This is a genomic window from Micromonospora humidisoli (assembly GCF_016900955.1).
GTDB classification, from domain to species: domain Bacteria; phylum Actinomycetota; class Actinomycetes; order Mycobacteriales; family Micromonosporaceae; genus Micromonospora; species Micromonospora wenchangensis.
Genome location: NZ_JAFEUO010000003.1, coordinates 343,665 through 357,238, shown reverse-complemented (window position 1 = coordinate 357,238; position 13,574 = coordinate 343,665). Strand labels below are relative to the sequence as shown.

General features: G+C 71.9%; 10 protein-coding genes. 7 read left to right on the top strand and 3 right to left on the bottom strand.

From position 1 onward, the window contains the following. Positions 1-355 precede the first annotated feature (355 nt). Entirely contained in the window at positions 356-2,077 is a 1,722-nt protein-coding gene (locus JQN84_RS12315) for a chromosome partitioning protein (RefSeq protein WP_372445973.1), read from the top strand. An 84-nt stretch (positions 2,078-2,161) separates the two neighbouring features. On the opposite strand, the gene JQN84_RS12310 is transcribed toward JQN84_RS12315, so the two are convergent. Then, positions 2,162-2,590 (bottom strand): DUF3151 domain-containing protein, encoded by a 429-nt coding sequence (locus JQN84_RS12310; protein WP_204958500.1) that lies wholly within the window; start codon positions 2,588-2,590, stop codon positions 2,162-2,164. 307 nt (positions 2,591-2,897) lie between these two features. On the opposite strand from JQN84_RS12310, the gene JQN84_RS12305 reads away from it, so the two are divergent. Then, a complete protein-coding gene (locus JQN84_RS12305; RefSeq protein ID WP_204958499.1) occupies positions 2,898-4,103 on the top strand; it encodes an LOG family protein in 1,206 nt (401 codons plus the stop codon). Positions 4,104-4,184: 81 nt separating this feature from the next. On the opposite strand, the gene fbaA is transcribed toward JQN84_RS12305, so the two are convergent. Next, positions 4,185-5,207 carry a class II fructose-bisphosphate aldolase gene (fbaA, locus tag JQN84_RS12300; protein WP_204958498.1) on the bottom strand — a complete coding sequence of 341 codons (1,023 nt, stop codon included), beginning with the start codon at positions 5,205-5,207 and terminating at the stop codon, positions 4,185-4,187. A gap of 144 nt (positions 5,208-5,351) precedes the next feature. Next, positions 5,352-5,735, bottom strand: a complete 384-nt coding sequence (locus tag JQN84_RS12295; RefSeq protein WP_204958497.1) for a phage holin family protein — start codon at positions 5,733-5,735, stop codon at positions 5,352-5,354. 124 nt (positions 5,736-5,859) lie between these two features. On the opposite strand from JQN84_RS12295, the gene JQN84_RS12290 reads away from it, so the two are divergent. The 5 genes from JQN84_RS12290 to JQN84_RS12270 all read left to right on the top strand — a co-directional run bounded on the left by JQN84_RS12290 (position 5,860) and on the right by JQN84_RS12270 (position 13,534). Continuing rightward, positions 5,860-6,072 carry a hypothetical protein gene (locus JQN84_RS12290; protein ID WP_204928469.1) on the top strand — a complete coding sequence of 71 codons (213 nt, stop codon included), beginning with the start codon at positions 5,860-5,862 and terminating at the stop codon, positions 6,070-6,072. Between the two features lie 103 nt (positions 6,073-6,175). Then, positions 6,176-7,726, top strand: coding sequence for an LPXTG cell wall anchor domain-containing protein (locus JQN84_RS12285; protein ID WP_204958496.1), 1,551 nt, complete (start codon positions 6,176-6,178; stop codon positions 7,724-7,726). 160 nt (positions 7,727-7,886) lie between these two features. Next, the gene (locus JQN84_RS12280; RefSeq protein ID WP_204958495.1) at positions 7,887-9,419 is read left to right on the top strand and encodes an LPXTG cell wall anchor domain-containing protein; all 1,533 of its coding nucleotides are present in this window, start codon (positions 7,887-7,889) and stop codon (positions 9,417-9,419) included. A 105-nt stretch (positions 9,420-9,524) separates the two neighbouring features. After that, a complete protein-coding gene (locus JQN84_RS12275; RefSeq protein ID WP_204958494.1) occupies positions 9,525-11,027 on the top strand; it encodes a 3' terminal RNA ribose 2'-O-methyltransferase Hen1 in 1,503 nt (500 codons plus the stop codon). Next, a complete protein-coding gene (locus JQN84_RS12270) occupies positions 11,024-13,534 on the top strand; it encodes a polynucleotide kinase-phosphatase (RefSeq protein WP_204958493.1) in 2,511 nt (836 codons plus the stop codon). Before JQN84_RS12275 ends, JQN84_RS12270 begins: the two co-directional genes overlap by 4 nt. Positions 13,535-13,574 lie beyond the last annotated feature (40 nt).

Genomic DNA, 13,574 nt, shown 5'->3' with positions numbered 1-13,574 from the left:
GCCGACCCCTGTCGCTCCACCGACCTATGTCGCACCGCCGGCCGGGACCGGTCACGGGGCCGGACCGTCCACGTCGGCTGCTGCGACGCCCCCGCCGAACAGCCCGTCCCACCCCGCCCCACCGTCCCCGCCGCGCAACGGGAGCGTCGTGGCGCACGGAGACGACCCGACCGAGTTGAATCTCGGAAAGTTCGGGCCCTCCGGGGGGCCGAAATCCTCCACGTTCCAGGAGGTCGGCCCGGCAGTCGTGGCGGCGGTGCCGGCACAGTCCACGGGGCGGGGCGATTCACCCTGGGCGTTGCCGCCCCAGCGGCTCTCGACCGTAACCGACGAGCCCGACCGGGCCACCGGTCCGATGCACGGGGTCTCCCACCCACAGGCAGCCGCACCCGGACCCGGCGGGCCGGAGCACCCGCCCAGCGGGTCAGGGCACGTGCCCGACGGGCAGCAGGTGCCTGTGGACCGCGCCACCGTCGGCCCGCAGCCGCCCCCGCAGCATCCGACCGCAGCCGACGGGGCTCCCCACCCGGCCCCTGCCGGACCGCCACCGTTCCCGCCCGCCGTCACCGACCCCGCTGTCACCGGAGAGTTCCGGCCCGCCACCGGGGACAGCGGCCCGGACCGGCCGGACCCCACTCCGAGCTGGACCGAGTCGCGGGAAGCCGGCCCGCCACCGCCCGAACAGCCGACGCCCCAGCTCTCACGGTCCGAACCGCCGGATCCGCCGGAGCCCGGGCTGTCGCTGCCCCAGCCGTGGAACCCTGACCTGCCGCTGCCCGAGCAACAGGTGCACGGGTACCGGGCACCGGGGCTGCAACCCGGGCCGGACCAGCCGTCCCCCGAACCCCAGCCGGTCGTGGGGCAGCAGGTTGGACCACACCAGACGCCCGGGCAGCAGACCGGACCACACCAGACGCCGGAACAGCACGCCGTAGCGCACCAGACGCCGGGGCAGTCGGTTCCGGGGCCGCAGCCGGCGGCGGAGCAGCCCGTACCGGGGCAGCAGGTGACCGGCGGGTGGTATCGGCCGTCCTGGCCGGAGCCGTCGACCTCCGGCGGGACGCTCCCGGCGGTTCCGTCCGCGCCGGCCTATCCCGACCCGCTCTCCCCGGCCGGCTACCCCGAGATGGGGTGGTCGCCGGAGAGCGGGATCGCGCCGACCGCCGAGGACTTCGCCCGTCGTCGGCAGATCCGGCCGGCCGAGCCGATCGCCACGATGGGCGTCCGGGCCATGGTCAACAGGATCGGCCTGGTGAAGCTCCCACCGGGACAGCACGAGCAGGAGGTGAAGCGGGACATCGAGATGGTGCGCCGCAACTTCGGCGGGCTGCGCCAGGTGACAGTGGTCAATCCCAAGGGTGGGGCCGGCAAGACGGTGGCCATCCTGCTGCTCGCGATGACCTTCGGGCAGAAGCGTGGGGGTTACGTGCTGGCCTGGGACAACAACGAGACCCAGGGCACCCTCGGGATGCGGGCGCAGCAGGACTTCCACTCCCGTACGGTGCGCGACATGCTGCGGGACCTGGGGCAGTTCCAGGGCCCGCACGGCCGGATCGGCGACCTGTCGCAGTACGTCCGCTCGCAGGGCGAGGGGATGTTCGACGTGCTCGCCTCGGACGAGTCGGCCACCGGGGGCGAGATGCTGACGGCGGCGGCGTTCGCCGAGATCCGCGAGGTGGTGAGCCGGTTCTACAAGTTAATCTTCGTGGACACCGGGAACAACGTCCGGGCGCAGAACTGGCAGGCCGCGATGGACGCCACCGACCAGTTGGTGGTCACCATGTCGGCCCGTAACGACTCGGCGGAGACGGCCGCCCGGATGCTCGACCACCTGGAGCAGAGCGGCCGGCACCGGCTGGTCCGGCAGGCCGTCACGGTGGTGTCGATGCCCCCGTCGCGCAAGGAGATCGACCTGCCCGCCATCCAGGAGCACTTCGCCGCCCGGACGAGGGCGGTGCTGCTCGCGCCGTACGAGCGGCTGATCGACACCGGCGAGCCGATCCGGTACGGCGGGCTCTCCTCGGCCACCCGGGACGCCTGGCTGAAGATCGCAGCGGCGGTCGCCGAAGGGCTCTGACCGGCGCAGGAAACGGCGACGCGGGAAACGGCGACGCCGGCCCACCCGTACGAACTGTCGGGCGGGCCGGCGTCGACCGGCCGGTCAGGCGCTGGCGAGGGCGTCCCCGGCCGCCGGGTCGCAGTCGCGCAGGAACTGGGCGCAGCGGGCGGCCTCGTCCGCCTCGCCGATCTCCCCGGCCGCCCGGGACAGCACATAGAGGCAGCGCAGGAAGCCCCGGTTCGGGGTGTGCGACCAGGGGACCGGGCCGTGCCCCTTCCAGCCGTTGCGCCGCAGCTGGTCCAGGCCACGGTGGTAGCCGGTGCGGGCGTACGCGTACGCCGCGACCACCTGGCCATCGTCCAGGGCCCGGGTGGCCAGCGCCGCCCAGGCCGCGCTGTGGGTCGGGAAGCGGGCCGCGACCTCGGCGTACGCCTCGTCGGTGCCCTGTTCTGCGGCGGCGGCCAGCGCGGCGTCCGCGTCGTCGTGCGCGGGCAGGAGGGTGGCCGGAGGCTCAGGCAACAGGTTCTGCATCGCCCCATTCAACCCGCTTCGCCCTGCGGGGCGCGAGGGGGTCGGGTGGGTACGCTGGCTGAACGGTGGAGGTCTACGTCACGTCGGGACCCTACCGGGTGAACCGTCGGCCCCGTCGGGTGAACCCTCGGCCGACCGTACCGGCCCTGCGGCCCATGCCACCCGAAGATATTTTCCACTACAACTATTGGTCCGGAGCCTCCCCAGGACCCGGTTACGCAGGAGCCCGGCGGCCTCGGTCGCCGGGCTCCTGTCGTCGGTACCCCTGCCCCGGCGCGCGGTGGCGGGGTGGGGGCAGGATGGCGGGGTGCCCACCCCACCTCCCGCGGACGTCATCGCGCCGCACGACACCAGTCATGACGAGATCGAGACCCGTGCCGAGTTCGACAGGCACCTCGCCGCCGACAGCCTCGCCGGGCTGACCGTGCAGGGGCTCCGCCTCGACCTCGACCCCGTCCCCGACCTGACCGCCACCGACGTGGCCGGCACCCTCTTCGTCGGCTGCCGGTTCGCCGGCCGGGAGGTCGGCGCGGACCTGGTCCGGCGCGGCGCGAACGTGGTGCCGCCCTTCTCCGGCCTGCCGTACCCGACCCAGCCGGCCCATCTCTACACCCCGACCGACCTGGCCGAGGGGTTCGCCGATGCCGGATTCGCCGGGATGTACGACACCCGGGTCTACGACCACTTCCGCACCCACGGTGGCGCGCTGCCGGACGTGAAGGAGGCACTCGGCCAGCGGCTGCACGACCACGGGGTGGACAACGCCCTGGCCGACGCCACCCGGACCTGGCTCGCCACCCACGGGCCACAGTCGGTGGTGGGGGTGATGGGCGGGCACGCGGTGCCGCGCGGCAGTGTGCCGTACCGGATGGCGGCGGTGCTGGGCTGGGAGCTGGCGCGGGCCGACCGGCTGGTGGTGACCGGCGGCGGTCCCGGGGTGATGGAGGCGGCCAACCTGGGCGCGTTCCTGTCCGCCTGGCCGGTGCAGGAGCTGAACACGGCGATCGACCTGCTGGCGGTGGCCCCCGACTTCACCGACCACGACCGGTACACGGCCGCCGCGCTGACCGTGCGGGACCGCTACACGGCGACCGTGCCGCAGCAGCGCGGCCCCGGGCTGGACTGGGCCCGTTCCGGTGGGCTGGCCATCCCCACCTGGCTGTACGGGCACGAACCGGCGAACCTGTTCGCCGGGCGGATCGCCAAGTACTTCTCCAACGCCATCCGGGAGGACACCATCCTGCGGCTGGCCCGGGGTGGGATCGTCTTCGCGCCCGGCCGGGCCGGCACCGTGCAGGAGGTGTTCCAGGCGGCGACGAAGACGTACTACGGCACGGACGGGGCGAGCGGGGCGTACGTCTTCCTCGACCGGGCGTACTGGACCCGGGAGTTGCCGATCGAGTCGCTGCTGCGGCCGTTGTTCGCCGGGTCGCCGGCCGGTGACCTGTCCGGCAGCATCCACCTCACCGACGACGTACGGGAGGCCGTCCGGGTGCTCACCGCGACCGCCTGACGTGCGGCCCGGCCGGCCGGGCTCCGACGGCGACGGCCGGCCCCCGGGTGGGGAGCCGGCCGTCGACGGGGTACGTCAGGGTCACTTCATCCGGGTACCGGTGGAGCGCAGGTGCTCGCACGCCTCGACGACCCGGGCGGCGAGACCGGCCTCGGCCAGCTTGCCCCAGGCACGCGGGTCGTACTGCTTCTTGTTGCCGACCTCGCCGTCGATCTTGAGGACGCCGTCGTAGTTGCGGAGCATGTGGTCCGCGACGGGCCGGGTGAAGGCGTACTGGGTGTCGGTGTCGATGTTCATCTTCACCACGCCGTAGTCGAGCGCCTCCCGGATCTCCTCCAGCAGCGAGCCGGACCCGCCGTGGAAGACCAGGCTGAGCGGCTTGTCCTTGCCGTACTTGGCACCGACCGCCTCCTGGATCTGGTTGAGGATCTCCGGCTTGAGCTTGACGTTGCCCGGCTTGTAGACGCCGTGCACGTTGCCGAAGGTCAGCGCCGCCATGTAGCGGCCCTTCTCGCCCAGGCCGAGCGCCTCGACCATGGCCAGGCCGTCCTCGACGGTGGTGTAGAGCTTGTCGTTGATGGCGTTCTCGACACCGTCCTCCTCGCCACCGACGACGCCGACCTCGATCTCCAGGACGATCTTGCCCTTGGCGGCCTCGTCGAGCAGCTGCGCGGCGATCTGCAGGTTCTCCGCCACCGGCACGGCCGAGCCGTCCCACATGTGCGACTGGAACAGCGGCTCCTGGCCGCCCTTGACCCGCTCCTGGGAGATGGCCATCAGCGGCCGGACGAAGCCGTCCAGCTTGTCCTTCGGGCAGTGGTCGGTGTGCAGCGCGATGTTGACCGGGTACTTCTTGGCCACCTCGTGCGCGTACGCGGCGAACGCCACCGCACCGGTCACCATGTCCTTGACGGACGGCCCGGACAGGTACTCGGCACCACCGGTGGAGACCTGGATGATGCCGTCGCTCTCCGCGTCGGCGAAGCCCTTCAGCGCCGCGTTCAGGGTCTGCGACGAGGTCACGTTGATCGCGGGGTACGCGTACCGGCCGGCCTTGGCCCGGTCCAGCATCTCCGCGTAAGCCTCGGGGGAAGCGATGGGCATGTGAAACGCTCCTTACTTACCGCTCTCGGCCGCGCTGGCCGCTGTCTTCCATGGGTGCGCCGGACCGCGCTGTCCACCGTCGGCAGTATCCCGTAGGAGGCGACGGCGGACACAACCGCCCCGGTGACCGTCCACCCGTCGGCCTCACCGACGCTCCCACCGGTCCGGTACGGCGACGCTGATCAACCAGGTGACCACGGCCATCACGATGGCCCCCCAGAAGGCGGCCCAGAAACCGTCCACCCGGAACGGCAGGTCGACCGCCCGCGCGAGCCGATCGGTCAGCATGAACAGCAGGGCGTTCACCACCAGCGCGAACAACCCGAGGGTGAGCAGGTAGAACACGCAGCCGACCACCTTGATCACCGGTTTGAGGACCGCGTTGACCACACCGAAGATCAACGCCACCAGCAGCAGGGTGAGAGCGGTGTTCGCGCCGTTGCGCCCGGTGACGTCGACCCCGGGCACGACCAGCGTGGTGACCCACAGCGCGATCGCCGTGATCACCAGTCGGATCAGGAAGCCCACCGATCCATCCTGACACCGGCGGTCGTCCCGGGAGGGGCGTTCCCACGTTCCCGCGCCCACCGGGCGACCCGCGCCACCAGCCCGTACGGTGGGGTGGACAGGCCGCCGCAACCAGGGAGGGACGATGGGTCAGCCCGACGAGGACTTCACCCCGAGCGACCACCTCGACCCGCAGGAACGCGACCTGGAGGCCGAGCCGGCCGACGCGGTCGAGCAGGCCGCCGTGATCGGCCCGGACGAGACCGACGCCGAGCCGCACCGGGGCCTGGAGGTCGCCGACTGGGACGCCATGGAGCAGGCCCGGGTGGTCACCGCCGACGAGGACGACTACCGCTGACGGTGCGGTCCGAGCGACCACGTCCCGGCGTGGCGGGGCAATGCGGAGCGCGGCAAGCGTGAGAGGCTGACCACTTTCCGTCACCCGCCGGGAGGTAGTCCTCATGCTTAGGCACCACCTGCGGCGCTGGTTCGGCATATTTGTCGCCGTCGGCGTGTTCGTCGGCACGGCCGCCACACCCGCCGTGGCCGCTGGCGCGGTCGTCTCCACCGCCGCCACACCGACCGCAGCCGGAGAGGTGAAGATCGAATCGCGGGACCTGCTGATCGCCCCCGGGCACAGCACCTCGGGCCAGGTCCGCATCGACATCACGTACCTCGCCGAGGGCCAGCCTTTCCACCTCGACCTGGACCTGTCCGAGCTGGACAGGATCGGCCGCCTCACCACATCGGGCGATGGCTGGAGTTGTGCCCAACCCGACGAGCACCTCAGCTGCACCGCCAAAAGAGGCAAGGCGGCCAGGTCGAACGAGTTTCCTACCCTGTTCTTCCAGATCGACGCCCGGTCCGACGCACCACTGGACACCCGGGTCGCCCTTCGCTTCGACGTGACGTCGCCCGCGGCCAACGGCACCCGGACCACCACGGTGACCGTCGTCGAGGGAGTCGACCTGCAGACCGCACCGAAGGCAGAACTGAGCGTCGAGCCCGGCGACCTGCTCGGCGTCACCAGTACCGTCCGCAACGCCGGCCCCGGACCCGAACGCGGTGTCGTGCTCACCATGAATCCGGACTGGCTGTTGACGTACCGCGACAACTTCCGAAACTGCCGGTGGACGGAGGGCGCCCCGCTCGTCTGCCACTTCGACACGGAACTCGAACCGGGCGTCACCTACCGTCTCTCGGATCCGCTGCCGTTCAGGGTGAACAGAATTGCCCGCAGCGGCCTGGTCCTGACCAACCGGCTCCAGTGGTGGACCAGCGACGACTGGGCGCTGGTCGAGAAGGACCCGACCGCACCGAAACCGCCCGACACTCCCGGCACCGGCATCGAGCTGCGCCTGGTCGCCCAACCGCCCGCAGCGCGGACCGATCCCGCTGTCCGGAACAGCTGGACCGACGTCCAGGTGACCATCACCGGCGACCGGACGGCGGACGCCGCCGCCGTGGGCGACGAGGCCCGGGTGCGGGTCGGTGACCGGGTGAAGATGACGATCGGCTTCCACAACCTGGGGCCGACGACTGTGGAGACGTGGCGGGAATCTCCTCTGGTGCAGGTCGACATCCCGGACGGCCTGACGGTGGTCGACATCGTCTGGAATTGCTACCCGGCCACCGACGGGAAGTGGAACGGTGGCGACACAGGCGAGCCCGGTGCCCGGTCCTACGGGTGCGGTGGCGCCGGAGACTTCGCCGGTCCCGGGGAAACCCTCTCGTACGAATTGACGCTGCGCGTCGAACGGCTGCCACGGCGGACCGCCGGGGCGGTGACCATCGCCCTCGACGGTGATACCAATCCTCGCAACGACCGGGCGGAGATCGTGTTCCTGCGGGCCGCCGACGGTAGCGGCGGCGGAGATCCGGACGACGGCGGCTCGCTGCCGATCACCGGAAACGTCGTCTCCTCTACCGTCGCCCTGGGTGGGCTGCTGCTCGCCGCCGGCCTCGGCGGCTACCTGCTGGCCCGCCGTCGCAGGACCCGCTTCGTCGCCTGACTTCTACCCAACGTCCGACACGGCCCGGCCGTCAGCACAGCCGGGTCACCCGGTCTGGCTGTGTCACTGGGTCACCCGACCGTCAGCGCAGCGGCCTCCGTCATCGAAATCCCACGCTCCGAAGACCGCCCCTGGACATCCTTACGGAAGGAATCGGCTCATGTTCTACCAATCCGGCCGACGCTGGCTCGCCGGCCTGGGGGTCGCGGGCGCGCTCGTGGCCGCCGCCCCGCCCTCCGCCCACGCGTCCGCTTCAGTGGACATCTACGCATCGGATGTCCTGGTTGCTCCGGGTCGTACGACGTACCACACGATCGAGGTAGGTGGTCCGCGTGAGGAAGATCCACTGAAGACGACCCTCGACATCGACTTCTCGCAGGTCGACGCCATCGCCTCCATCAAGTTCGCTGCCTCGGACTGGAAGTGCGTACCGGTCGGCAAGGGGTTGCACTGCGAGCACATGTTCGACGGGCAGAACGTGCCGGACCTGAGCCTGGACTACCGACTCACCGCCAAGGCAAACGTGAAGCCCGGCACGAAGGCGACGTTGACGCTGAGGGCCAGCAACGGCAGCCGGACCGGCAGCGCCGACGTGACGGTCACCGTGGCCAAGGGCGTGGACCTACGGTCCGAGCCGAAGGTTGAGCTGGACATCGTCCCGGGTGCCACCGCTGGCCTGCCCGCCGACGTGGTCCGCAACGCCGGTGACAACACCGCGCACGGGGCGGTGCTCCGCCTCCAGACCGATCACCTGAGCCCGGACGTCGGCAGCTTCAGCAACTGCGACTACCTCGCAAACCGCATCACCATCTGCACCTTCGACACCGACCTGGAGCCGGGCCGAAGCTACCGGCTCTCCACGAAGCTTCCGATCAAGCTGGACGAGAGCGCCCGGTCCGGCAGCAGGATCGAGAGCTATGTCGACTGGTGGACCAGGGACGACTGGGCGATCGTCACCGACGACCCCCGCTCCCCGCTCCCGCCTGGCAAGCCGGGCACCGGTGAAGAGCTGAAGCTGGTAGAGGTGCGAACGGCCCGACAGGCGTCCGTTCCGCAGACCGACGTGGACCAGCAGAACAACTCCACCGTCGTCAGCCTGATCATCGGTGGCGACAACACCGCCGACGTGACCGCCGACGGGGCCACCGTCACCGCCAAGGTGGGCGACAAGGTCGAGGTATGGGTCGGCTGGACCAACCTGGGTCCGGCAACGGTGGACGTCTCGTGGCTTCCCGAACCGTTCTTGAGGGTGGAAATCCCCAAGGGCACCAAGGCGGTCAAGGTGTCCGAGGGATGCGCACCATACGACAAGGGCGACGAGGACTCGTGGAACCCGTGGGAGAACGGCGGTAAGCCGGGAGCTGCCCGTTACGGCTGCATCGCCGCCGGTAACCCGGAGGCGGGGGTGAGTCATTCGTACCCCTTCACCCTGCGGATCGACAAGCTGAACGGGCAGACCTCGGGCAAGGTCGTCACCGATATGGAAGGTGACTCGAACGCCGCCAACAACCAGGCCAAGCTCGTCGTCAAGGCCCGTGCCGCCGGGCCGGGTGGAAGTGGCGGCGGTGACGGTGGCAGCCTGCCGATCACTGGCCAGTCCGTCACCCTGATCGCCGGTGTCGGCGGTCTGCTGGTCGCGGCGGGCTTCGCCGGCTTCGTGGTGGCCCGTCGCCGGACCCGCTTCACGGCCTGATGCCCGCTACCGGTCACCGGTGCTCCGCCGATCCCCGTGGTCGGCGGAGCACCGGTGGTGGGAAACCGGGCGACGTTGTATCGAGCCCCCTGGAAACATCACCTCGTGCTGTTGACCCTGACGACCACCCACCGGCCGGCGACCGACCTCGGATATCTGCTGGTCAAGCATCCCGACCGGATGCACGAGTTCGACCTGCCGGCAGGAACCGCCCACGTCTTCTACCCGGAGGCGACGGATCAGCGGTGCACCGCCGCCCTGCTGGTCGAGGTCGATCCGCAGCGGCTCGGGGTGGGTCGGGGACGGCGGGGCAGGCAGACGACCACCACGGAAAGCTTCACCCTTGGGCAGTACGTCAACGACCGCGGCTATGCCGCGTCCAGCCTGCTCTCCTCCGCGTTGTCCACCGCGTTCCGCTCGGCGCTGCGCGGATCGTCCAAGGACCGGCCGGAGCTGGCCGGGACGGCGATCCCGCTGACGGTTCGGGTGCCGGTGCTGCGGTGCCGGGGTGGGGCGGCGTTGGCCGTAGGAATGTTCGCCCCGCTCGGCTGGACGGTCACGGCGACTCCGCTGCCGCTGGACGAGCGGCACCCCGAATGGGGTGACAGCCGCTACGTGGACCTCATGATCACTGGCACGGTCCGCCTCGCCGACGCCCTCAACCACCTGTATGTACTGCTGCCGGTGCTCGACGACGCCAAGCACTACTGGGTCGCCCCGGACGAGATCGACAAGTTACTCCGGGCCGGGGCCGGCTGGCTCGCCGACCACCCGGAGCGGGCGTTAATCACCCGCCGCTACCTGGCGCACCACCGAGCCCTGGCCGGCGAGGCGTTGTCCCGGCTGGCGCAACTGCGGCTCTCCGACGTACCCGCGCCGGACGACAGTATCGACGAGGACAGCACGCCGGCGGAGGGCAGCGAATCGCACGCCGACCCCCGGCGGGCGTCGCTGGCGGTACGGCGGCGCGAGGCGGTGCTGACCGCGCTGGCGGCCAGCGGGGCGACCCGGGTGGTGGACCTGGGTTGCGGCGGCGGCGCGCTGCTCACCGCGCTGCTCGCCGACCGGCGCTACACCGAGGTGGTGGGCGTGGACGTCGCCACCCAGGCGTTGACTGTGGCCGCCCGTCGGCTGCGGCTGGACCGGCTGCCCCAGCGGCAGCAGGACCGGGTCCGGCTGTGGCAGTCGGCGTTGACCTACCGGGACGACCGGTTGCGTGGCTTCGACGCGGCAGTGCTGATGGAGGTCGTCGAGCACCTGGACCCGGCCCGGCTGCCCGCGTTGGAGGATGCCGTGCTGGGTCACGCCCGGCCGGGCACGGTCGTGGTGACCACCCCGAACGCGGAGTACAACGTGCGCTACGAGGGGCTGTCGGCGGGCGGGTTCCGGCACCCCGACCACCGGTTCGAGTGGACCCGCGCCGAGTTCGCCGAGTGGGTCGACCGGATCGCCACCGCCTTCGGCTACACCGCCACCATCAGCGGAGTCGGCGACGACGACCCCGAGGTGGGCTGTCCCACCCAACTGGCCGTCCTCACCGCCGTCGACAAGGCAGCCGCCGCAGCTACGCCGAGCACGGCCGTGAACGCGAAGGAGGCAGGCCGATGACCACCGTCGACATTCCCGAACTCGCCCTGGTGGCGCTGGTCGGCGTCTCCGGGTCGGGCAAGTCCACCTTCGCCGCGCGGCACTTCGCGCCGAGTCAGGTGCTCGCCTCGGACGCGTTCCGGGCGATGGTCGCCGACGACGAGAACGACCAGTCCGCCTCCGCCGACGCGTTCGGGGCGCTGCACCACGTGGCGGGGGTCCGGCTGCGGCGGGGCCGGCTCACCGTGGTCGACGCGACGAACCTCCAGCCGCACGCCCGCGCCGGGCTGGTCAGGGTGGCCCGGGAGCACGACGTGCTCCCGGTGGCGATCGTGCTGGACGTGCCGGAGGCGTTGGCCTGGGAACGGACCCTGTCCCGCGCCGACCGCACACACGGCCGGCAGGTGCTGGCCCGGATGCAGCGGGACCTGCGCCGGTCGTACGGGCAGTTGGCCCGGGAGGGGTTCCGCAAGGTGCACGTGTTGCGCGGGGTCGAGGAGATCGACGCCGCGCGGATCCGGCTGGAGAAGCTGTTCAACGACCGGCGGGAGCTGACCGGGCCGTTCGACATCGTCGGTGACGTGCACGGGTGCCGGGCGGAGCTGGAGGAGCTGCTGGGGCGGCTGGGTTTCGTGCTGCACCGCGACGACGCGGGTCGCCCGGTGGACGCGGTGCACCCGGCCGGCCGTACCGCGGTCTTCGTGGGTGACCTGGTGGACCGCGGCCCGGACTCCCCCGGCGTGCTGCGCCTGGTGATGGGCATGGTGGCGGCCGGGCACGCGATCTGCGTGCCGGGCAACCACGAGCACAAGCTGCTGCGCAAGCTGCGTGGCCAGGACGTCAAGCTCACCCACGGCCTGGCCGAGACGATGGCACAGCTCGGCGCGGAGGACCCGGCGTTCGTGGCCGGGGTGACGACCTTCATCGACGGCCTGGTCAGCCACTTCGTGCTGGACGGCGGCCGACTGGTGGTGGCGCACGCCGGTCTGAAGGAGGCCTACCACGGCCGCGCGTCGGGCCGGGTCCGTTCGTTCGCGCTCTGGGGCGAGACCACCGGCGAAACCGACGAGTACGGCCTGCCGGTGCGCTACCCGTGGGCGCGCGACTACCGGGGTGCGGCGACGGTCGTGTACGGGCACACCCCGACGCCGGTGCCGGAGTGGATCAACAACACGATCTGCGTCGACACCGGTTGCGTCTTCGGCGGGAAGCTCACCGCGCTGCGCTACCCCGAGCGGGAGCTGGTCGCGGTCGACGCCCGGCGGGAGTGGTACGCCCCGGCGCGACCGCTGTTCGCCCCGACCCGCCCGGACACGGTGCTCGACCTGGCCGATGTGACCGGGCGGCGGCACCTGGAGCACGCCTACGGGACGCTGACCGTGCCGGCGGAGAACGCCGCCGCCGCGCTGGAGGTGATGAGCCGGTTCGCGGTGGACCCGGGTCGGCTGGTCTGGTTGCCGCCGACCATGGCACCCTGCTCGACGTCGACCGTGCCGGGGTTCCTGGAGCACCCGACGCAGGCGTTCGCGGACTACCGGTCGGCCGGCGTGCAGCGGGTGGTGTGCCAGGAGAAGCACATGGGTTCCCGGGCGGTGGTGCTGGTCGAGCGGGAACCCGGCCGGTTCGGCGGTGGGGTGGTGCACACCCGGACCGGTCGGCCGTTCTTCGGCCCGCCGCTGGACGGGGAGCTGCTGGACCGGGTCCGGGCGGCGGTCGGCGCGGCCGGGCTGTGGGAGGAGTTGGGCACCGACCGGCTGCTGCTGGACTGTGAGCTGCTGCCCTGGTCGGCGAAGGCGGACGGGTTGATCCGCGAGCAGTACGCCGGGGTCGGGGCGGCCGGGCGGGCGGCGCTGCCGGCGGCTCTCGCCGCGCTGGACTCGGCGGCGGCCCGGGGGCTGCCGGTGGCCGCGCTGCGGGAGCGGATGGCGGCCCGGCAGGCGGAGGTCGACGGCTACTCGGCGGCCTACCGGGCGTACGTGGCCCCCACCGAAGGGCTGCGCGGGGTGACCCTGGCGCCGTTCGCGGTGCTGGCCGGGGCAACGGTGACCTTCACCGACCGGGACCACGGCTGGCACCTGGCGTTGGCCGACCGGCTCTGCGCCGCCGATCCGGAGTTCTTCACCCCGACCCGACGACAGGTGGTGGAGCTGTCCGACGAGGCGGCGGTGGCGGCGGCCACCGAGTGGTGGTCGGCGCTGACCGGGGCCGGCGGCGAGGGGATGGTGGTCAAGCCGTACGACGGCCCGGCGGCCCGCTCGGCCCGGGGCTCGCTGCTCCAGCCGGGGGTCAAGTGCCGGGGCCGGGAGTACCTGCGGATCATCTACGGTCCCGGCTACACCGACCCGGCCCAGCTCGCCGCGCTGCGTCGCCGCTCGCTGGGCCGCAAGCGAGGGCTGGCGCTGCGTGAACACGCGCTCGGCCTGGCCGCCCTGGACGGGTACGCCGCCGACGTCCCGCTGTGGCGGCGGCACGAGCTGGTCTTCGCGATCCTCGCCTGCGAGTCCGAGCCGGTCGACCCCCGGCTCTGACCCTCCCCGGGGTGGGGCGGTCCACGGCGGCCCGGGTGGG